The organism is Intestinibacillus sp. NTUH-41-i26 (assembly GCF_032769475.1).
Lineage (GTDB): Bacteria > Bacillota > Clostridia > Oscillospirales > Butyricicoccaceae > Agathobaculum > Agathobaculum ammoniilyticum.
This window is the reverse complement of the sequence record NZ_CP136477.1, coordinates 1,603,311-1,623,468: the sequence shown is the minus strand read 5'-3', so window position 1 is coordinate 1,623,468 and position 20,158 is coordinate 1,603,311. Positions and strand designations below refer to the sequence as shown.

Here is a 20,158-nt window from a genome sequence, read left to right as displayed (position 1 = left end):
ATCATGAATAACAAATCCATCCGAAAGCTTTGCTTCGCCGGCCTGCTCGTCGCGGTTGCTGTAATCGGAAGCCTGCTTGTCATTCCGGTATTCGGTGCGAAATGCTCTCCGGTGCAGCATATGGTTAATGTGACCGCAGCGGTCCTGCTGGGGCCGGGATATGCGCTGGGCATGGGTTTTGCAGCGGCGCTTATCCGCAACCTACTGGGTCTGGGTACCCTGCTGGCGTTTCCCGGTTCGATGATTGGTGCGCTGTTGAGCGGCCTTGCCTACCGGATTTTTCCCAAGCTTTCCGCCGCCTATGCCGGCGAGGTGTTTGGTACGGGCGTATTGGGCGCGATAGCATCCTATCCGGTCGCCGCTTTGCTGATGGGCAATTCCACCGCAGCCCTGTTCACCTTCGTCCCCTCGTTTCTTGCTTCCACTGTCGTCGGCGCGGCGGTTTCAGTCCTTGTTCTGTCTGCTCTGAAACGGACGCACGTTTTCAGCCAACTGGAGGGTACCCTACGGTGACAGAGTGTGTAGCGCAAATTGTAGAGCGTACCCTGCAAAAACGGCCGATGGTCCATTCAATTACCAATAACGTCACGGTCAATGACTGTGCGAATATCATACTCGCCGCGGGCGGATCGGCGATCATGGCGCAGGATGAACGCGAGGTGGCTGAGATCACATCGCGCAGCGACGCGCTTTCCTTGAATATGGGCGCGCTGCGGGCGCAGGAAGCGATGCTGCTTTCCGCGCATGCCGCAAAGCGCAGAAAACGGCCGGTCATCCTGGATCCCGTGGCTGCGGGGGCGAGCCGACTGCGGGGGGAAATGTGTGCCCGCCTGCTGGAGGCTGGGCTGGTTTCTGTGGTGCGAGGCAACGCGTCCGAGGTGTGGGCGCTGATGACAGGCGCGCAGCATACGCTTGGCGTGGAGGTGAACGCGCTTGATCAGGTGACCGAGCAAAACCTCAGTGAATCCGCGCGGCGTGTGAGCCTGTTCAGCAGGGAAACCGGCGCGGTTGTTTTGCTGAGCGGGGCGCTGGATATTGTTTCCGACGGAAAGTGTACCGCCGTACTGCGCGGCGGCAGTGAGATGATGCGCCGTATCACGGGCGCGGGATGCATGCTGACTTCGCTGACCGCAGCATACTGCGGCGCAAATCCGGAAAATCTTTTTGAAGCCGCGGTCGCGGCGTCGGGGGTGATGAAAACCTGCGGGGAATTGGCGTACCGGCGTGTATGTGAAGAGATGGAGGGCACCGCCTCCTTTCGTACACGCCTGATTGACGCGGTCAGCATGCTGACCGGAAGCGATCTTGCGGCAAAGCTCCGCGTACAAATTCTGTAAGAAAAATCAACAAGTGCTGCCGGCCAAACGCCGTCAGTCGGGAAAATTCATTGGGGGTACCACCTTGAAAAACAATTCAATAACCGAAAGGCTGCTCGACGCATCCCGCCCGATCTGGGAGGGGTACTTATCCCACCCCTTTGTGCGGGGGATCGCGGACGGCAGCCTTGCTGTAGAAAAATTCCGTTTTTATCTGTTGCAGGACTATCTGTACCTGTTCGACTATGCCAAGGTGTTTGCACAGGGCGTGGTCAAATCACAGGAGCCTGAGGTGATGCGGACGTTCGCCTCCTATGTGGCGAGCATCCTGAATGGCGAGCTGGAAATTCATCGGGGCTACATGCGCCGCATGGGCATTACCGAGGAGCGGGCCGAAACCGAAAAGCCGACCTTGAGCAATCTCTCCTATACCGCTTATATGCGCGCTGTCGCGGCGGAGGAGGGGCCAGCTGAGATCATGGCGGCCGTGCTGTCCTGCGCGCTCAGCTATGAATATATCGCGAAGTGGATCGTCCGGAATTATCCGGACACCGAGCAGCACGGCTTTTACGGCGAATGGGTGCGGGGCTATGCGAGCAAAAGCTACGCGGAGGAAAACCAGCGGTTGACCGCGCTGATGGAACAGCTTGCCGCAGGGTATCCGGAAAAGCGCCAGGCGCGCCTGACGGACATCTTTGTCGCCTGCTCGCGCTATGAGGCGATGTTCTGGGACATGGCCTGGAACGGAGAGATGTGAGCGATGCTGGAATTTCAAAAGGTTGTTTTCCAGTACGACAGCGAGGATTTCAATATTATCAACGGCTTGTCGTTTCAGATTGAAAAAGGAGAATTCGTTTCGGTGATCGGGCCGTCCGGCTGCGGCAAGTCCACGATCTTCCGGCTGGTGGGTCAGCTTCTGACACGCAAGGCGGGGGAGATTCTGGTCGGCGGAGAGCGCATCGACGGGCGGCGCGGCTACTGCGGCTATATGCCGCAGCGCGATCTGCTGTTCCCATGGCGCACCGTGCGGGATAATCTGTGCCTGCCGATGGAGGTGCGCGGAGATGTCAGCCGCGCGGAAATGGACCGCCGCGCGGAAGAGACGCTTGCGCATGTCGGTCTGTCCGGCTGGGGCGATAAGCGGCCGGACGAGCTTTCCGGCGGGATGCGCCAGCGCGCGGCATTCGCGCGCACGCTGCTGACCGGTTCCGAGCTGCTGTTGCTGGACGAGCCCTTTTCCGCACTGGATTTCCTGACCCGTATCACCATGCAGGAGTGGCTGCTCGGTCAGTGGGAAAACGACCACAAGACCGTGCTGTTTATCACGCATGACGTGGAAGAGGCGATTTTTCTGTCCGGCCGCGTATTGGTGGTGGAGGAAACGCCGATCTGCCGCCTTGCTTCGTTCGAAGTCCCTGCGCCTTATCCGCGCACGCGCGCCTGTCTGACCGAGCCGAGAATGCTCGCCCTGCGGGAACGCCTGATCGGCATGCTCCGGCGGGAGGTGGCGGTATGAAGCGCTGGAATGCGAACCTGCCTGCGCTGGTACTCCTGTTCGCTTTGCTGCTTGTGTGGCAGCTCGGCGCGACGGGAATGGATGCCGCATATATCCTGCCGTCCCCCACACAGATACTGGTCCGCATGTGGGAGCTGCGAGAGCCGCTGCTGACCGCGCACCTGCCGGCGACGCTGCTGTGTACCGGCATTGGGCTGGCCATATCGGTTGTTCTCGGCCTGTTGCTCGCAGTACTGATGGATGCAAGTCCGGTGGCGGAAAAAATGCTGTATCCCCTGATTGTGGCTTCGCAGACCATCCCGACGACCGCGCTGGCGCCGCTGTTTGTCCTGTGGTTCGGATATACGATCTGGAGCAAGGTGCTGGTCACCGTGCTGATCACATTTTTCCCAATCGCGATCACAGTGTTTGACGGCTTTCGGTCGGTCAAGACCGATATGATGGATATGCTGCAAACGTTCGGCGCGGGGCAAAGGGAGATGTTTTTGAAGCTCAAGTTACCGGCCGCGCTGCCGTATTTCTTTTCTGCCATCAAAATGGCGATCCCGTTGTCCATCATCGGCGCGGCGATCGGGGAGTGGCTGGGCGCGCAGGCGGGGCTGGGGTATTTCAGCCGGCGCATGATGACGCAGCTTGACGGGGCGGGCGTGTTTGCCCCCATCGTGCTGCTCAGCGCGGTGGCGATGCTTGCAGTGGCAGCCGTATCCTGGATAGAGAAAAGGGTCATTACCTGGCGCGGAAGCCTGTGAGCGGAGGAATTTGCTGTAACAGTGGAAAGGAACGGAATTGATTGATGAAAAAAAGAGTGTTTGCCGCGATTGCGGCTTTGACGATGCTGCTGGGCGGCTGCGCCGGCAGACAGACAGAAAACGCTTCGGATAACGGCGACGGGCTGCGCGAACTGACGGTCGTACTCGATTGGTACCCGAACGCGCTGCACGCGTTCCTCTATCAGGCGGAAAAGGCGGGATATTTCGCGGAGGAAGGATTAACGGTCAATATCCAGCCGCCGGCCGGTGTCAATGACGCGATGAGCATGGTCGCGGCGGGCAAGGCGGATATCGGGCTGTACTACCAGCAGGATGTGATACAGGCGCGTGTCCAGCAGGATGTGCCGATCAAATCGATCGCTGCCGTCGTGCAGACACCGCTTAACATTGTTCTTTCGCTTAAGGATGAAAATATCACAAAGCCGGAGGATCTGGTCGGCAAAACGGTCGGCTATGCCGGTACCGAGCTGTCGGAAGCGCTGATCCGCAGCGTTATGAAAAACAGCGGCGCTGATCCCTCGGATGTAACAATGGTGGATGTAGGCTTTGAACTGATGGCGTCCATGACGACCGGCAACGTGGATGCAACGATTGGGTGCCTAGTCAACCATGAGGTGCCGCAGATGGAGAAGGAAGGTTTTGCGGTTAACTACTTCTTTCCGGATGATTTCGGCGTGCCGAAATATTACGAAGGGATTTTTTTGGCGAGCGATGAAATGATAGCAAACGAGCCGGAATTGCTGGCAGGATTCCTGCGCGCCTGCGCAAAGGGCTTTGATGATTTCCAGAGCAATACGGACGAGGTGCTGCAGGTGCTACTGGACAATCAGGACGAGGCGAATTTCGCGCTCGATCCAGAGGTGGAGAAGCAGTCCTGCGAAACGCTTCTTCCGCTGATGGAGACAGCGGATGCGCCTTTCCTCAGCCAGACCGAGGCGTGCTGGCAGGAGAACATTAACTGGATGTACGACGAAGGCCTGATTTCGGAAAAGCCGGATGTGTCAGAAGTCATGGCGTCGATCGAATTTTGAAATAAAAATGACCGCACAGCGTGCAGCGTAAAAGCTGATGCTGTGCGGCTTGTTTTATGCATTCCGGTAGGGCAGGTAGTCTAAAAAGCGTTTGACCGCTAGGGAAACCGTTTTATTATCCCGCAGCGCGAGGCCAATATTGCGGTGAGCCGGAACGTCAAGTTCTTTCGCGACAATGCGGTAGGGGATGCGCTTTAGAATGAGTTGGGGTAGGATGCTGACGCCAAGGCCGCTTTCCACCATGGACATGATCGCATAATCGTCCCAGGTCGTAAAGTGTATGGGGGGATGGAGGTCACAGCGCTTGAGAATTTCGGAAACCTCCGTATTTGCTCCTTTTTCAAGCAGCAGAAACGGTTCGCTGCCAAAAGCGGAAACAGGGAAACGGCTGCAGTCCGCCAAAGGGTGCTGCACAGGGAGAACGGCAAGCAAAGGGTCCTGCTCTAAAAAGATGGTTTCCAGATCGGGATGCGCCGGCAGGCGCAGAAAGCCGCAATCGACCCTACCTTCCATGATCCAGGTTTCGATTTCCGTGTAATCGCCGAGCAGCAATTCATAATCTATATGGGGATAATCCTTTTGAAACGCACGGATGATGTTGGGCAGCCAGTGCGTTGCCACGCTGGAGAACGTGCCGATGCGGATCAGGCCGGACTGCAGGCCGTTCAATTCCTCCACCTGCATTTGCAGCTTGCGGTATTCCTCGCAGACGCGCTTCGCATACGGCAGGAGCGTGAGACCGTCCGACGTGAGGCGAACGCCAGCCCGCCCGCGTTCAAGCAGGGAGACGCGCCACTCGTTTTCCAGATCGCGGATCATGCGGCTGATACCGGACTGCGAATAGGAAAGCATCTCGGCAGCCTTGGTAAAGCTTCCGCATTCCACGGTTCGGATCAATGCGAGATATTTTTGAATATTCCCATCCATATGCCATGTCCCATCCTTTGCATCTGATTTTATCATGGTTTATATGAAAAACATTTGCTTTTGTAATTTATAAAAATATGGTACAGTATATTTGTCGATGATGCAAGGGAAAGAGGCAAAAAATGTTTTATGTTAGCGAGATTCAAACCACAGCGCCTGTGGTGTACAAAACACCGCTTCAAAAATCTGTTTATGAGACGCTGGAGTGGCTTCAGATTCCGTTTGAGCGCGTGGATACGGATGAGGCGGTCACCATGGAGGATTGCGCCAGTATCAACCGAAAGCTGCAAATGGATATGGTGAAAACCCTGTTCCTCTGCAACCGGCAGCAGACGTCGTTTTATTTGTTTGTCACGAAAGGGGATAAGGCGTTCCGGTCCGGAGCCTTCAGCAAAGCGTTGGAGATTGCGCGTGTTTCGTTTGCGCCTGCGGAGAGCCTTTTGGAGATGCTGGGGACAAAGGTCGGGGCTGCGACGGTATTCAGCGCTTTGCTGGACCGGCAGAACCATGTGCAGCTCGTCTTCGATCGGGAGGTGGCGGATGCGGCATGGTATGGGTGCAGTGATGGGACTACGACGGGCTATATGAAAATACAGACAGCGGATATTATGAAAAAATTTCTTCCGTTTGTCAACCATGCGGCAATCGTGATCGAGGTGTGAAAATGGGATTATATCAGAACCGGATTGTTATAAAGGTAGGGACATCGACGCTGACGAACGAATGGGGAAAAAGCGACTTCCGATCCTTTGACCGGCTGGCCTGCGTGCTTTCCGGCGTGCAGAATATGGGGTATGAGGTCATACTGGTTTCTTCCGGCGCGATTGCGGTAGGGAAAAATAAGCTCAACCTGCAGGCCGCAGAGAGCATGCGGCACAAGCAGGCCGCCGCAGCGGTAGGACAGTGCAGCATCATGTTCCTGTACGATAAATTTTTTGGGGATTACGATAAAACGATTGCCCAGATTTTGCTGAATGCGGACGATATGGAGCAGGAGGAGAAAAAGGAAAACCTGATCCATACCTTTGATACCCTGCTTGAGCTGGGAATCATTCCGGTCGTCAATGAAAATGATTCGGTCAGCTATACGGAAATAGAGTCGGACGAAAAGCTGTTCGGAGACAACGATATGCTTTCCGCCATTGTCGCAGTCCTATGTCGGGCTGGAAAGCTGGTTATCCTCTCGGATATCGACGGATTGTACGACAGCGATCCCCGTCTCCATCCAAACGCAAAGCTGCTCAGCCGGGTAGAATGCATAGACGAAAGCAAATATGCACTAGCAGGCGGCGCAGGCTCGCGGCGGGGGACAGGAGGGATGCGCACCAAATTAAAGGCTGCGGAGCTGGCAGTCTCCCAGGGGATCGATACAATCATTGCCAATGGCAGGCATCCGGACGCGATCTATGAAATCATCAGAGGAGGCGTTTCGGGAACACTGTTCCCGGGAAAGCTGTGAATCGGCGCCAAGACGGGAATCTCTTAAAATAAAGTAAATTTTGCGGCAATAGTCTTGACTTCATCAAAGGATAGTGCTTATATAGAGATACTTATATTGTGCAAGAGGGGTTCAAGGCGTTGAATTTGAATAGAGACAATATCCTGAAAATCATGGGGCTGATCCTATTTACGGTGCTCCTCTATGCCGGACTGCAGAACACAAAGCTGTTTGCCGATGCGTTGCGCTATCTGTTCGGACTTATGGCGCCGTTTGTGATCGGCGGCTGTATTGCGTTTGTGCTGAATGTGCCGATGCGCTTTTTTGAAACCAAGCTGTTTTCCCGCCTTAAACCGGCGAAAGGGAAAAGGGCCGGCAAGGCGAAGCGCATTTTCAGCCTGATCCTTACGCTTGTTGTGGTTGGCGGCGTGATTGCCATTATGCTGTTCCTGATCGTGCCGGAGCTGTATCAGTCCTTTTCTGCGATCTGCAGAGAAATGTCCTATGCCCGCGTGCGCATCCCGCAGCTTTTGGACGAAGCAACCGCGCTTTTGCCGATGTTTGAAAGCGAAATTGCTTCAATTAAGGACAGCTTCCTTAATGTGGACTGGAAGGCAATCGGTTCCATGCTGATGGAATTTTTCCGGAACGGGAATATCCTGAGCAATACAGTCAGCATTGCGACCTCGGTGGTCAGCGGCTTTGCCAACGCCATCATCGGCATTGTTTTCGCCATATATATTTTGCTGCAGAAGGAAAATCTTGGGCGGCAGTTCCGACGCCTGTTTTATGCGTTCCTGCCAGAAAAACAGGTTGACCGTTTCCTCATGGTCTGCGGTCTGACCTCATCTTCCTTTAACAGCTTCCTGTCCGGCCAGTGCCTGGAAGCCTTCATCTTGGGAATGATGTTTTTCGTCAGCATGTCGGTTTTCCAGATGCCTTATGCTTTGGTTATCGCGGTCCTGATCGGCATTACGGCGTTAATTCCGATTTTCGGCGCGTTTATTGGCTGTATTGTCGGCGCTTTTCTGATTTTGATTGTCAGCCCGATAAAGGCGCTGTGGTTTATCGTTCTGTTTTTGGTGCTGCAGCAGATCGAGGGGAACGTAATTTATCCCCGTGTGGTGGGCAGCTCGGTGGGCCTTCCCTCCATCTGGGTGCTGGCGGCGGTAACGCTGGGCGCGAGTCTGGGCGGTGTGCTGGGCATTTTGTTTGCCATTCCGGTATTCTCCGTCATATATACTCTGCTGCGGACGGATGTCCGCGCCCGTATCAGGGAACGCGGGATTGCGGAGGGTAAAATCAAATAGTGTTGAAAAGGAGTCAAAAAGGGTCCGTATCGCTTTGATACGGACCCTTTCGAATTTCTTTGTACATATTAGTAGGGATTTTTTTACCAGATCGCCACTCGGTCCTCGGGCGCAATCCACATACCGTCGCCCTCGGTGATACCGAAAGTGGTGTAGAATGCGTCAAGCGTTTGCAGCACGCGGTTGGCGCGCAGCTTATCCGGTGCGTGTACGTCGACTGTCGTATAATACGCAGCGGTCTCGCGCGGCATGGTAGAGCACCAGGTGTTCGCCATGGCGCGGAACATAGCTTTCAGATCGGGATTGGTTTCGCGCTGGACGGCTTCCAGTATGCACTGCGCCGCGCCGAGATCGGCGATGTTCTCCGAAAGGGTGAGCGCGCCGCTACAGGTGATGCCGGGCGCGGCTTCCACGCCGTCATAGAAAGCGGTCACTTCATCGCAGAGCTGTTGGAAAGCGGCGTAGTCCTCCGCCGTCCACCAGTCGGCGGCGTTGCCGTTCTTGTCGTACTTGGCTCCATTGTTGTCAAAGGCGTGCGTAATCTCGTGCGCGATGATGTAGCCGATGCCGCCGAGGTTCTCCTCACGCGAGGCGTTCACGTCATACAGCGGAGCTTGCAGGATGCCCGCAGGAAATACGATTTCATTGCTGGAGGGTACATAGCAGGCGTTGACCGTATAAGCCGCCATCGGCCACAGGCCCTTGTTGACCGGCTGGCCCTGCCACTTGATCAGCATCTGCTGCTGCGCTTTCAGCAGGGTGATGATATTGTCAAAGTAGCTGCCGCCCTCGTCCGCGGTTTTGAGCGTCACGCCCTTGAAATAGTCATTCCACTTGCCTTCATCCGGATAGCCGACCTTGACGCCCAGCGCGTCCAGCTTTTCGATTGCTTTCGCCTTGCTCGCGTCGCTCATCCAGTCGAGCGAGCGGATGCGGCTCTCGTAGATGTCAATGAAGTCGTATACCATATCCTCCACATCGGCCTTGGCTTCCTCGGAGAAGTATTCCGCAGCGTACAGGCGGCCCAGCTCGTCGGACAAATACTGCTGGACAAGCTGGGTGGCCAGGGCTTCGTCGCTCAGCGTGCCGGAGATGCCGAGGAAAGCTTCCTGATAGGCGTCGGAGGCATCCTGGAAATCCTGGCTGAGCATGCCGCCGTAGCCTGCAAGGATGGTCAGGCGCAGATAGGCTTTCAGGTCGGTCAGGTGCTCCTCGGTGAAATATTTGGGCGAGGCTTCAAGCAGGCCGATGTCGGAAACGACGATCTGGTCGTCCGAGCGGGCCAGGCCGGATTGCGCGTAGATATCGTCCAGGTCGAGCGTGGGATAGAGCGACTTCAGTTCATCCATGGTGTAGACGTTGTAGGTCTTGTCCACATTGCCGTAGTCCTGCCGGTCGAGCGCGTGTGTGGACAGTTCCTTTTCCATTTCCCAAACGCGCTGCGCGTCCGCCGCAGCGCTCGCTTCGTCTGCGCCGCCGATTTCAAACAGCGTTTGGATATAGGTCAGGTACGCGTCCTTCTGGCTCCCGCCATTGGCATATGTATCCTTGCTCAGCGAGGGGGAGAAGGCGGAAAAGCCGACCGTATAGCGGGTGGAGTCCTTCGCGTCCGCCGAAAGCGTGAAGCCGACCAGCGCGTTGCCCGCCAGCTCCTCTGCGAGTTGCTTTTTGACCTCCATCACCTCGTCTACGCTCTGCGCGGCTTCGGCTGCTTCCAGATAGGGACGGATCGGCTCGATGCCCGCCATATTGCGCGCGTCCCAATCGAGGATATTGGTATACAGCGCGGCGATGCGCTGCGCGTCCTCGCCCACGGGGTTCGCAACCGTGCGCTCAATCAGATTGTTGAGCGGCTCGGTGTCGTACATCTTTTCATACAGCGTGCCCGTGGAGGACTGGCCTGCCGGAATGACCGAGCTGTCGAGCCAATCCTTGTTGACCGAAGCATAGAAATCGTCCTTCAGGTTGGAGCCGAACAGGGTATAGGTACGGTGGATGAACTTGTCGAGTTGTTCCATGGTGACGTTCTCATCCGGCGAAAAGGTTGTGGACGAGGTGCCGGCAACAATACCGGCGGCGAACACGTCCGCCAGCTCCTCCTTCGCCCAGGCGGGGACGTCGGTGAAGTTGGACGCCGGATAACCCTTGCGGGCGTTGTCGCCCTGCGGGGCGGGCAGGCCGCCGAACGCGCGCTGCAGCATGACGAGCGCCTCGGCGCGGGTGACGGGGGCGTTTTCCCGCAGGTTTCCGTCTGGGTCGCCGTGCATCACATCCGCAGCGGTCACGCCGGGGGTTGTAGTCGTCCGCCGCGGCGATGAGCGCGGCGCAGACTTCACCACGGGCAGCGGGAATCTCGCTGTCTGCCGCGAGCGCGGCGGGAAGCGAGGCCAGCAGAGCGGCGGCTGCCAGGGCGGATGCAAGGATTTGTTTTGCTTTCATAAGCGGTCCTCTCCTAACTATATTATTGAAATGATACAATTGTACAATGAGGCATTTGCCTTGTCAAGTGCCATATTGTACATATATTATATATACAAAATAGCATGGAAGATGAACCCTGTCAAGCAACTTTTCCATAAAAGCAGGAGGTACATATTAAGATTGCGTAAATGCGAAAAAAAGAAATAGAAAATTGTTTACATTATCTAAATGTAATGGTAAAATAAATCAAACAGCAGTCAAGCTGCTGTAGTAAAAGGAGGCAGAAAGATGAAAACAAAATTAAGGATTGTGCTGGCATCCGTGCTGGTAGCGGCGGGCCTTGCGGTAACCGCAGGTGCTGCAAGCTATGATAATTGCGCTGATCAGCTCAAGGATTTGGGACTGTTTCAGGGTACGGAGGACGGGTATGAGCTTGACCGCGCACCGACCCGCGGCGAGGCTGCAACCATGCTGGTACGTCTGCTCGGTAAGGAAGCGGAAGCGAAAGAGCTTACTTATGAGGCTCCGTTTACCGATCTGGATGACTGGCAGAAGCCGTACGTCCAGTATCTGTATGATAATAAGCTGACCAATGGCGCGACCGAAACGACCTTTGAGCCGGAAGAGGCCTGCTCCGCGCAGATGTACACGACGTTCCTGCTCCGCGCGCTCGGTTACAGCGATGCGGCAGAGGGCGATTTCACCTATGACGCGGCGATTGATTTCGGCGAGACCATCGGCCTGGTCGACTATGCCAACTGCAATGAGAGCGCGTTCCTGCGCGACCATGTGGCGGCGATGAGCCTGACTGCGCTGAACACCGACGTGAAGGGCGCGACCGAGACCAAACTGCTGGAGAAGCTGGTGGCGGATGGTGCCGTAGACGAAGCCAAGGCGGAAAGCCTGCTGGCGTTCTTTGACAATTATGATGCCTATGTGGAAGCGACCGCCGCTATGGGCGACGCGACCAAGATGGACGTTTCCGCTGATGTTTCCGCCAGCGTTGCGCTGGGCGATCAGCAGGTCATGAGCCTGTCCATGCCGATGGAAATTAAGGCGGACATGGATATGGAGAGCCTGGATCAGTCCAAGATGGCCGTTACGGGTACGATAGAAGTGACAATCGATGAATCCCTAGTGGAAGAGGGTGCGGATACATCGTTTGAAATGCCGATGGAGTACTACTACACGGATGGCGTTTACTACATGAATATGGGCGATCAGAAGGTTAAGATGGAGATGTCCATGGAGGATGCGATGTCCCAGATGGGCGATCTGACGGACCTTCAGAACAGCGAGCCGATCTGCCTGATCGAGTCGATCACGAAGTCCGGCAGCACAATGACGGTGACCTATTCTTCGGCTGGCATGAGCGGCCTGGTGAATTCTGTTCTGGATTCCATGAATATTGACACTGCGGCAGAAGGCGTAGCGATCGATATCGGCGAGGTCATCTCCAAGGCGACAGTTTCCAATGGTAAGATCAGCGGCATGGATATGAACATGAAGATGACCATGACGGTTGAGGGTCAGACCATGACCATGGATATGAACATGAAGTGCGACATCAACTCGATTGGAAATGTAACGATCACGCTTCCGAGCGATCTGGACAGCTACACTGACCTGATCGGTGGCGCGGATGAGGCTGCTGCATAACAGAAACAGTGTGAAATAAAAGGCGGAACGGCAAAAGCCGTTCCGCTTTTTTAATCGCCCAGCTCGTCGATCAGCTCTTTCATTTTTTGCGCGGAGGACTGGAGCTGGAACAGTTCATCCTGCGACAACGGGATGTCGAGCACGGATTCTGCGCCGTTCCTGCCCACAACGGCGGGCAGGCCGAGGCAAATGCCATCCACACCGTAATGGCCGGAAATCATGGAGGATACAGGGAGAACCGAGTGTTCGTCTCGTACAATTGCCTCCGCGATGCGCCGGACCGCCATACCGATGCCGTAGTAAGTCGCGCCCTTGCCCTCGATAATAGAATAGGCGGCGTCACGTACATTTTCGTAGATGCGCTGCATCGCCCCGAATGAATCGTCCTTTCCGGTGATGCGGCAGTAATCCGCGAGATCGACGCCCGAGATATTTGCGCTTGACCAAACGGCAAGCTCGCTGTCGCCGTGCTCGCCGATGATAAAGGCATGGACGTTGCGGCTGTCCACATTGAGGTGCTGGCCGACCAGGTATTTGAGCCGCGCGGTATCAAGAACGGTTCCTGAACCGATGACCTGACCGGCGGGCAGGCCGGACATCTTCTGTGCCATATAGGTCAGCACATCGACCGGATTGGACACGATCAGCAGTACGGCGGACTGGTTGACCGCCATCAGATGTTCGATGATCGAGGACATGATGACACGGTTCCGGCCGAGCAGCTCGATACGCGTCTCGCCCGGCTTCTGGTTTGCGCCCGCGGCGATGACGACAAGCCCGCACTCCGCAAGGTCGCCGTAGTCGCCGGCACGGACAAAGCACGGCTTTGCAAAGGAAATGCCGTGGTTGATATCCGCAGCCTCGCCTTCCGCCTTTTTGCGGTTCATATCGACAAGTACGACTTCAGAGAAAAGGCCGGAGGTGGACAATGTAAACGCGCTGGTCGCACCGACAAAACCGACGCCGATCACGCCACATTTTTGTATACTAGTCATTGAAGAGCACTTCCTTTCCGTTTCCCGCATAGTATGCCCGCTTTCCCTTGGAAAACATGCGAAGCTGTGCTATAATTAAAAAACAAATCATCACAAATTTGGAATATTGAAACGATGGGAGACAATGTGAATGAATAAATGGACGCGTATGCTTTGCGCGGGCGCGGCGTTGGCCGCAGCCCTGACGGTTTCGGCGTTTGCCGCGGATTTTACCGAATGTGCGGAGCATTTGGACGATATGGGCCTGTTCAGAGGAACCGAGCAGGGATATGAACTGGACCGCGCGCCGACCCGCGCTGAAGCGGCCGCGATGCTGGTCCGGCTGCTGGGGAAAGAGGAAGAGGCCGGCCGGCTGGCGTATGACGCGCCGTTTACCGACCTGCAGGAGTGGGAAAAGCCCTATGTGCAGTATCTGTATGAAAACGGTCTGACGACCGGCGCGACCGAAACGACATTCGAACCAGAGGAACAATGTACCGCGCAAATGTACGCGGCGTTTTTGCTGCGCGCGCTGGGCTATACAGAAGCAGATGGGGATTTTGTTTACGCGGATTCATCCCGCTTTGCCAGTCGGATCGGGCTGTACGATCCGGCAACTGTAAATGAAGCGGATTTCCTGCGCGACCATGTTGTGGCGGCAAGCTATACGGCGCTTTCGATATCTCCGAAGGGTACGGATGACACGCTGCTGGCGCGGCTGGCAGCAGCCGGCGCGGTAGAGGAGCCGGCTGCTGCGCCGTATCAGGAATTATTCCAGGCCTATAACCGTTATCTGGATGCGACCAGTAAAATGGATGGATTGACGGCGTTGTCCGTCGGTCAGGAGCTGCGCGTGGATGCGGGTACCTTTGTAATGACCTGCGAGGAGCAGACAGCAATCGATTTGGGCGCGCCGGCGATGCTTACAGACCGCACAGTCACCCTGTCTGCGGAGCAGGCCGGAGAAAAAACATTTACTGCCGAAAGTTATACGGCAAATGGCTTTCGCTATTTGCGGCAGGACGGGACAAAATCGCGGCGCGCTTTGACCAATGGGCAGATGCAGCTCGCGTTTGAAGGTTATGCGCGCGTCCCTGTGGCATTGATCGATTCGGTTTCGGTATCCGGCCAAAGTTATACCATTGGATATAATCAGGCGGGGCTGGCGCGGTTGGACAGTGTGCTGGAAGCTGCGCAGTCGGCAGTGGGGGCGCTGGGCGATCTGGAAATCGAAGGGTTTACTGTCGTGCAGGAAGCCTCGGATGGTTTGATTCAGGCGCAGGAGGTCCGGTTTGGCTTTGCGGCAGACGGCATATCCGGCCAGGTGGAGAGTCGCATGACGCTGCAGGGAGTTGACAATCAGGTCACGGTTTCCGCGCCGGCAAACTTGGAGCAATACCCCTTGGTAAAATAACAGGGCGGCCGTGTAAAGGGAACAAAAGAGAACGGGGCGTCGTCCAAATAGAAAAGGAGGGATATGCATGAAAAGGAAGTTTTTGTCCAGTATGCTGGCGGCCGCGCTGCTGTATGTCGGCTCGTTTTCAGCAGGGGCTATGGGTGTGGAGGAGGTGAGCGTGCCAAACAAGCAGCTGCCTGCGCTGCAGCAATCGCCGGCAGGAGAGTATGCGACCGTTCTTGAAATGCAGGTCAAATCCGGCATGGAGTCGGTCATGACGGTCAAAACCGATATGTATGACCGGTTGGTGATGCGCTTTTCCAACACCTTGCTCATGGACACCCAAACAGGTACTCCGGTTTCGGAAACCGATATCGCAGCGGGCGACAAGGTATTCGTCTATTATGCGGACTATGTGATGGAAACTGAACCGCCGCAGACCGACGCGGCGGCGGTTCTGGTCAACCTGGAGGATGGACATGCGCCGGCGCGCCTGCTCACTGCGGAAGCCATCCAGCATCCCGCGGAGGAGGATGGGAGCGTTACCATCCTGACGGATAATGGAGAGTTGCTGCTTACCGTGCAGAAAGATACGGATATTCGGCCGTTAGGCACAAAAAATATCGCTTCAGCAGATGATATCCATATGGGGACACGGTTTTTCGCTTGGTACGATCAGGTGGCGTTGTCCGAGCCGGGGCAGGCGGTTGCAACGCGTATTGTCATCCCCGCGCAGCAGGGCAGCCGTTTTGCGATCGTCGTGGAAGGGGACATGGTACTTCCACTCGATGGGCGCGTGGAGCAAGGTATCTTGATGGTACCCGTGCGTACGGCGGCAGAGGCGTTAGGCTATACGGTGGTCTGGAATGGCGAAAACGAAAGCATATCTCTGAAAAAAGGGGAGCGGGAAACGCTGTTGGTATTGGGAAAGGACCAATATGCCGCGGATTTCCGCATGGGCGTGGCCATGGCGCTTGGCGCAGCGCCCTACGAGGTGGATGGCGTTAGCTGGGCGCCTGCGGAATTCTTTTCCCTGTTGGGCGAGTCGGTCACTCTGCGTGCGGGAGAACTGCATCTGGGGATCGTGAGAAATAACCAGTTGCCCGCGCCAAACTGAAGCAGTGGAGAAAACCGGTGAGGAAAAACAAAAGGACCTGCATGTATGCAGGTCCTTTTTCAATAGGCAGTTATTTTTTGTTTTTAATGTATTCATCCATCGCAGCAGCGGCGCGCTTGCCCGCGCCCATAGCGAGGATAACGGTGGCTGCGCCGGTGACGGCATCGCCGCCGGCAAAAACTCCGTCCTTGGAGGTGATGCCGTGTTCCTCATCCGCTACGATGCAACCCTTGCGGTTTGTGTCCAGTCCAGGGGTGGTCGTACGGATGAGCGGGTTGGGGCTTGTGCCGATTGCCGCAATCACGCAGTCCAGATCGAGGGTGAATTCGCTGCCCGGCACCGGCACCGGACGGCGCCGGCCGGATTCATCCGGCTCGCCCAACTCCATCTGCTGGCACTTCATGCCGGTTACATTGTAATTCTCGTCCGCGGTGATTTCCAGCGGCGCGGTCAGGAACTTGAAGATAATGCCCTCTTCCTTGGCGTGATGGATCTCCTCCAGACGGGCGGGGAGTTCCTTTTCCGAACGGCGGTAAACAATGTAGACCTCCTCCGCGCCCATGCGCTTGGCGCAGCGCGCCGCGTCCATCGCCACGTTTCCGCCGCCGACAACCGCTACCTTGTGCGCGTGCAGAATCGGCGTATCCGCACCGTCGCGGTAGGCCTTCATCAGATTGATACGGGTCAGGTATTCGTTTGCCGAGTACACGCCGTTTGCGTTTTCACCCGGCACGCCGATAAAGGTCGGCAGGCCCGCACCCGAGCCAACGAAAATCGCCTCATAACCGTCCGCAAACAGTTCGTCAATGGTTTCCGAACGGCCGACGACAAAATTAAGTACAAATTCGACGCCAAGGTCTTTCAGCGTGTCGATCTCCTTCTGGACGATCGCCTTGGGGAGACGGAATTCCGGTATACCGTACATCAGCACGCCGCCGGCGGTATGCAGCGCTTCAAAAACAGTTACTTGGTAGCCCATGCGCGCCAAATCACCCGCGCAGGTCAGACCGGCAGGGCCGGCGCCCACAATCGCACACTTGTGGCCATTCGCCGCAGGCTGGACGGGTTTTTCTTCACCGTGCTCGCGCGCATAATCCGCGACAAAGCGCTCCAGGCGGCCGATCGCGACCGGCTCACCCTTAATGCCGCGTACGCATTTCTGCTCGCACTGTGTTTCCTGCGGGCACACGCGGCCGCAGACAGCGGGCAGCGCAGAGGTTTCCTTGATTTTGGCCGCAGCTTCGAGGAATTTGCTCTCGGCGACAAGCGCGATAAATTCAGGGATCTTTACCTGCACTGGACAGCCCGAGATACAGGGCTTATGCTTGCAGTTCAGGCAACGCTGCGCTTCCTCGACCGCCATTTCCGGTGTGTAGCCGAGCGTGACCTCATCAAAGTTCTTGTTGCGGACGTTGGGGTCCTGCTCCGGCATGGGCATTTTTTTCGGATTCATGTTCGGCATCTCACTTGACCTCCTGCTTCATCAGATTACACTCGTGACGCTCGACAGACGCCTTTTCCTGCGCCTTGTACATCGCGCTGCGGCGCATCGAACCGTCGAAGTCAACCAGATGCCCGTCAAAATCCGGTCCATCCACGCAGGCGAACTTGGTCTCTCCGCCAACCGTCAGGCGGCAGCCGCCGCACATGCCCGTGCCGTCCACCATGATCGTGTTCATAGAAACAATGGTCTTGATGCCATAGGGGCGGGTGGTTTCCGCTACGAACTTCATCATGATCATCGGCCCGATGGCGATGACCGCGTCGTACTGGTTGCCCGCCTCGATCAACTCTTTCAAAACTTCGGTGACAAGCGCCTTGCGGCCGTTCGAGCCGTCGTCCGTGACAACATAAAGGTTGGTGGATGCGGCTTTCATCTCGTCCTCGAGGATAATGATATCCTTGTTGCGGAAGCCGGCGATCAGGTCGACCTCGCAGCCCATCTCATGCAGCTTTTTCGCCTGCGGGTAGGCAATGGCGCAGCCCAGACCGCCGCCGACAACGGCGACTTTTTTCAAGCCCTCAAGCTCGCTCGCTTTGCCCAGGGGACCGACGAAATCGTGCAGGCAGTCGCCCACGTTCAACTGGCCGAGTGCCATTGTCGTCGCGCCGACCTCCTGGAAAATAATCGTGATCGTACCCTTTTCGCGGTCATATTCCGCGATTGTCAGCGGGATCCTCTCTCCGTCCTCAGTCACACGCAGGATGATGAACTGACCAGGTTCCGCCTTGCGCGCGACATGAGGCGCTTCTATTACCATCAGCTTTGTGTTGGCATTCAGCGTCTTTTTTTCTAAGATCTGATACACTCTTTAAGTACCTCCTTGCGTTAAATCGCATCGAACAGTATTATTATACTGTTTATGCGGTGGGAACGCAAGTATAAATAAGGACACATAATCGGTTGTTTTGACCAAATTATACAATCCGATTCAGTAATTGAGTACAATATAGTCGCCGGATACATACCCTTCGTATTGATCGTAGCGCACAACGTACCACCCGTCATATTGCCCAAGCACAAAAACCTGCGCGCCGTTGGGCGCCTTGCCGATAACAGGTGCGGAAAGGGAGGGAGCGGAACGGATGTTCAGGTTGCCGGAAGATACCTCCACAGTGGCGGTTTGGATCGGTTGCGGTTCGACAAAGGGGATTTTAAAGTACTCTGTCAGGGAAAGGACGACGTTTCGGGCGATTTCATCGATATGATTGCGGATCCATTCCGCGTCCATGGGATTGTCGTGGTAGGCGAATTCGATCAGGACGGAGGGGGCGCGGGTGCGCGTGACCTCGCCGAGCGAGGTGGTCGGCCGGACGGTAACATCGTCGGGGTTGGGATAGAGGGCTTTCAGGCCAGAAACAATGGTCTGAGCAATCTCTTCGCTGCGCAGGGAATCGGGATAATAATAAACATCCGTGCCGCGAAGCTGACCAGACAGATTGACAGGCGCAGCGTTGGAATGTAGGGCGATATGCGCGTCGTAATTGCCCTCGTTGGACGCGCGGATGGAGGAGGCGGCTGTCATTTCCGGAGTGTTGCGCGTGAATTCAATGCCGGAAGCGGTCAGGTAGGGTGCCATTGCATCCGCGATCTGGTTCATATAATACTCTTCGCTGCCATGTCCATCATAATAAAGGTTGTATTCTTGGGTTGAGGGAGATAAGTAGATACTCGGCATAACTAGGACCTCCAAACAGGATTTTGTCGCTGTCAGACTATGCCGCGGTACGGAGATTGGTCACCATGAACGATATAATAAAAAAGAGCGGGTGTTTTTCAGCGGTTTTCCCTGTTTTTTGTGTTGCATTTTTAAACGCGGCACTGTATAATATATCTTGTCTGAAATGTTCGGCCGCCCAAACGGCCGAGATAAGGAGGAGAAAGAAGCAATGAAGAAATTTTCGATTGCAATGCTGAGCATGGTGCTGGCCGGCTCTCTGCTGTTGAGCGGCTGCGGCGGCAATACCGACACCCAGCAGAATGAGGATAGCAACACGGACGCGGCCGCGACCGACAGCACGGATACGGCGGATGGCGGCGTGCTGCGCATGGGTACCAACGCAACCTTCCCGCCGTATGAGTTTACCGATGAAAACGGCGAGGTTGCAGGCATTGACGCGGAAATCGCTGCGGCGGTTGCCGAGAAGCTCGGCATGGAGCTTGATATCACCGATATGGCGTTTGAATCGCTGATTCCGGCGTTGCAGGCTGGTACGATTGATATTGTTCTGGCTGGTATGACGGTGGATCCGGAGCGTGCGGATCAGGTGAACTTCACTGATTCTTATGCAACCGGCGTACAGGTAGTTATTGTTCCGGAAAATTCGGATATCGCACCGGTAGAGCAGGAGGATGGCTCGCTTGCGGTAGATCTGACCGGTAAGACCATCGGCGTGCAGACCGGCACGACCGGCGACCTGTACTGCACCGATGATTATGGTCAGGAGAACGTCAAGCAGTTTGATAACGGTCCGCTTGCGGTGGCCGCTTTGGTCAACGGCCAGATCGACTGTGTGGTTATTGACCAGGAGCCGGCAAAGAATTATGTAGCGGCTAACGAGGGCCTCAAGATTTTGGATACCGCATACGCAAACGAGGATTACGCGGCGGCGATCAGCAAGGACAACACAGAGTTGCTGGAGCAGGTAAACGCGGCGATGCAGGAGCTGAAAGACGACGGTACGCTTCAGTCCATCATCGACAAATACATCACGGCAGATGGCGAGTAATTGATTTGGTTATGAACGAAAGGGGACGGCGCGCGCCGCCCCTTTTCGCTCGA

Annotated in this window: 19 protein-coding genes; 13 read left to right on the top strand and 6 right to left on the bottom strand. The window is 55.9% G+C overall.

The genetic code is table 11. The features are described 5' to 3' along the window. Positions 1-3: 3 nt before the first annotated feature. From thiW to RX717_RS08295, 6 genes are all read left to right on the top strand, one after another. Positions 4-513 carry an energy coupling factor transporter S component ThiW gene (gene thiW / locus RX717_RS08320; protein ID WP_054325881.1) on the top strand — a complete coding sequence of 170 codons (510 nt, stop codon included), beginning with the start codon at positions 4-6 and terminating at the stop codon, positions 511-513. After that, positions 510-1,337 (top strand): hydroxyethylthiazole kinase, encoded by an 828-nt coding sequence (gene thiM, locus RX717_RS08315; protein ID WP_242977789.1) that lies wholly within the window; start codon positions 510-512, stop codon positions 1,335-1,337. Before thiW ends, thiM begins: the two co-directional genes overlap by 4 nt. Positions 1,338-1,401: 64 nt before the next feature. Continuing rightward, positions 1,402-2,073 carry a thiaminase II gene (gene tenA / locus RX717_RS08310; protein ID WP_316960192.1) on the top strand — a complete coding sequence of 224 codons (672 nt, stop codon included), beginning with the start codon at positions 1,402-1,404 and terminating at the stop codon, positions 2,071-2,073. A gap of 3 nt (positions 2,074-2,076) precedes the next feature. Continuing rightward, entirely contained in the window at positions 2,077-2,832 is a 756-nt protein-coding gene (locus RX717_RS08305) for an ABC transporter ATP-binding protein (RefSeq protein WP_054325882.1), read from the top strand. After that, positions 2,829-3,581 carry an ABC transporter permease gene (locus tag RX717_RS08300; RefSeq protein ID WP_316960191.1) on the top strand — a complete coding sequence of 251 codons (753 nt, stop codon included), beginning with the start codon at positions 2,829-2,831 and terminating at the stop codon, positions 3,579-3,581. Before RX717_RS08305 ends, RX717_RS08300 begins: the two co-directional genes overlap by 4 nt. Positions 3,582-3,625: 44 nt before the next feature. Beyond that, positions 3,626-4,633 carry an ABC transporter substrate-binding protein gene (locus RX717_RS08295; protein ID WP_107630440.1) on the top strand — a complete coding sequence of 336 codons (1,008 nt, stop codon included), beginning with the start codon at positions 3,626-3,628 and terminating at the stop codon, positions 4,631-4,633. Positions 4,634-4,687: 54 nt separating this feature from the next. On the opposite strand, the gene RX717_RS08290 is transcribed toward RX717_RS08295, so the two are convergent. Then, positions 4,688-5,560, bottom strand: coding sequence for a LysR family transcriptional regulator (locus RX717_RS08290; protein WP_107630441.1), 873 nt, complete (start codon positions 5,558-5,560; stop codon positions 4,688-4,690). Between the two features lie 122 nt (positions 5,561-5,682). On the opposite strand from RX717_RS08290, the gene RX717_RS08285 reads away from it, so the two are divergent. From RX717_RS08285 to RX717_RS08275, 3 genes are all read left to right on the top strand, one after another. Beyond that, the gene (locus tag RX717_RS08285) at positions 5,683-6,222 is read left to right on the top strand and encodes a prolyl-tRNA synthetase associated domain-containing protein (protein ID WP_107630442.1); all 540 of its coding nucleotides are present in this window, start codon (positions 5,683-5,685) and stop codon (positions 6,220-6,222) included. Positions 6,223-6,224: 2 nt separating this feature from the next. Next, positions 6,225-7,019 carry a glutamate 5-kinase gene (gene proB, locus RX717_RS08280; RefSeq protein WP_107630443.1) on the top strand — a complete coding sequence of 265 codons (795 nt, stop codon included), beginning with the start codon at positions 6,225-6,227 and terminating at the stop codon, positions 7,017-7,019. Positions 7,020-7,138: 119 nt separating this feature from the next. Continuing rightward, on the top strand, positions 7,139-8,308 hold the full coding sequence (locus tag RX717_RS08275; RefSeq protein WP_107630444.1) for an AI-2E family transporter: 1,170 nt from the start codon (positions 7,139-7,141) through the stop codon (positions 8,306-8,308). Positions 8,309-8,391: 83 nt separating this feature from the next. Here the strand turns inward: RX717_RS08275 and RX717_RS08270 are convergent, their stop codons facing one another. After that, complete coding sequence (locus RX717_RS08270) at positions 8,392-10,647, bottom strand: M13-type metalloendopeptidase (protein ID WP_316960190.1); 2,256 nt, start codon at positions 10,645-10,647, stop codon at positions 8,392-8,394. Positions 10,648-11,017: 370 nt separating this feature from the next. Here RX717_RS08270 and RX717_RS08265 point away from each other — a divergent pair, with 370 nt between their 5' ends. Beyond that, complete coding sequence (locus RX717_RS08265) at positions 11,018-12,388, top strand: S-layer homology domain-containing protein (RefSeq protein WP_107630446.1); 1,371 nt, start codon at positions 11,018-11,020, stop codon at positions 12,386-12,388. A 50-nt stretch (positions 12,389-12,438) separates the two neighbouring features. On the opposite strand, the gene RX717_RS08260 is transcribed toward RX717_RS08265, so the two are convergent. Continuing rightward, on the bottom strand, positions 12,439-13,383 hold the full coding sequence (locus tag RX717_RS08260) for an L-lactate dehydrogenase (protein ID WP_107630447.1): 945 nt from the start codon (positions 13,381-13,383) through the stop codon (positions 12,439-12,441). A gap of 130 nt (positions 13,384-13,513) precedes the next feature. Here RX717_RS08260 and RX717_RS08255 point away from each other — a divergent pair, with 130 nt between their 5' ends. Both RX717_RS08255 and RX717_RS08250 read left to right on the top strand, forming a co-directional pair. Further along, the gene (locus tag RX717_RS08255; protein ID WP_107630448.1) at positions 13,514-14,776 is read left to right on the top strand and encodes an S-layer homology domain-containing protein; all 1,263 of its coding nucleotides are present in this window, start codon (positions 13,514-13,516) and stop codon (positions 14,774-14,776) included. A 67-nt stretch (positions 14,777-14,843) separates the two neighbouring features. Beyond that, a complete protein-coding gene (locus RX717_RS08250) occupies positions 14,844-15,875 on the top strand; it encodes a copper amine oxidase N-terminal domain-containing protein (protein ID WP_107630449.1) in 1,032 nt (343 codons plus the stop codon). A 70-nt stretch (positions 15,876-15,945) separates the two neighbouring features. On the opposite strand, the gene gltA is transcribed toward RX717_RS08250, so the two are convergent. The 3 genes from gltA to RX717_RS08235 form a co-directional block, all read right to left on the bottom strand. Then, on the bottom strand, positions 15,946-17,337 hold the full coding sequence (gltA, locus tag RX717_RS08245) for an NADPH-dependent glutamate synthase (protein ID WP_107630450.1): 1,392 nt from the start codon (positions 17,335-17,337) through the stop codon (positions 15,946-15,948). A 1-nt stretch (position 17,338) separates the two neighbouring features. Further along, the gene (locus RX717_RS08240) at positions 17,339-18,184 is read right to left on the bottom strand and encodes a sulfide/dihydroorotate dehydrogenase-like FAD/NAD-binding protein (RefSeq protein WP_107630451.1); all 846 of its coding nucleotides are present in this window, start codon (positions 18,182-18,184) and stop codon (positions 17,339-17,341) included. Between the two features lie 123 nt (positions 18,185-18,307). Further along, on the bottom strand, positions 18,308-19,054 hold the full coding sequence (locus tag RX717_RS08235) for an SH3 domain-containing protein (RefSeq protein ID WP_054325895.1): 747 nt from the start codon (positions 19,052-19,054) through the stop codon (positions 18,308-18,310). A 211-nt stretch (positions 19,055-19,265) separates the two neighbouring features. Between RX717_RS08235 and RX717_RS08230 the strand changes: the two genes are divergently transcribed. After that, positions 19,266-20,105, top strand: a complete 840-nt coding sequence (locus RX717_RS08230) for a basic amino acid ABC transporter substrate-binding protein (RefSeq protein WP_054325896.1) — start codon at positions 19,266-19,268, stop codon at positions 20,103-20,105. Positions 20,106-20,158 lie beyond the last annotated feature (53 nt).

Bases quoted from the DNA above. Each gene is read 5' to 3' on its own strand.
- RX717_RS08295 (WP_107630440.1), top strand. From the start codon at position 3,626: ATGAAAAAAAGAGTGTTTGCCGCGATTGCGGCTTTGACGATGCTGCTG.
- RX717_RS08235 (WP_054325895.1), bottom strand. From the start codon at position 19,054: ATGCCGAGTATCTACTTATCTCCCTCAACCCAAGAATACAACCTTTAT.
- RX717_RS08300 (WP_316960191.1), top strand. From the start codon at position 2,829: ATGAAGCGCTGGAATGCGAACCTGCCTGCGCTGGTACTCCTGTTCGCT.
- RX717_RS08230 (WP_054325896.1), top strand. From the start codon at position 19,266: ATGAAGAAATTTTCGATTGCAATGCTGAGCATGGTGCTGGCCGGCTCT.
- RX717_RS08255 (WP_107630448.1), top strand. From the start codon at position 13,514: ATGAATAAATGGACGCGTATGCTTTGCGCGGGCGCGGCGTTGGCCGCA.
- RX717_RS08265 (WP_107630446.1), top strand. From the start codon at position 11,018: ATGAAAACAAAATTAAGGATTGTGCTGGCATCCGTGCTGGTAGCGGCG.
- RX717_RS08305 (WP_054325882.1), top strand. From the start codon at position 2,077: ATGCTGGAATTTCAAAAGGTTGTTTTCCAGTACGACAGCGAGGATTTC.
- proB (WP_107630443.1), top strand. From the start codon at position 6,225: ATGGGATTATATCAGAACCGGATTGTTATAAAGGTAGGGACATCGACG.
- RX717_RS08285 (WP_107630442.1), top strand. From the start codon at position 5,683: ATGTTTTATGTTAGCGAGATTCAAACCACAGCGCCTGTGGTGTACAAA.
- RX717_RS08260 (WP_107630447.1), bottom strand. From the start codon at position 13,383: ATGACTAGTATACAAAAATGTGGCGTGATCGGCGTCGGTTTTGTCGGT.
- thiW (WP_054325881.1), top strand. From the start codon at position 4: ATGAATAACAAATCCATCCGAAAGCTTTGCTTCGCCGGCCTGCTCGTC.
- RX717_RS08290 (WP_107630441.1), bottom strand. From the start codon at position 5,560: ATGGATGGGAATATTCAAAAATATCTCGCATTGATCCGAACCGTGGAA.
- gltA (WP_107630450.1), bottom strand. From the start codon at position 17,337: ATGCCGAACATGAATCCGAAAAAAATGCCCATGCCGGAGCAGGACCCC.
- RX717_RS08250 (WP_107630449.1), top strand. From the start codon at position 14,844: ATGAAAAGGAAGTTTTTGTCCAGTATGCTGGCGGCCGCGCTGCTGTAT.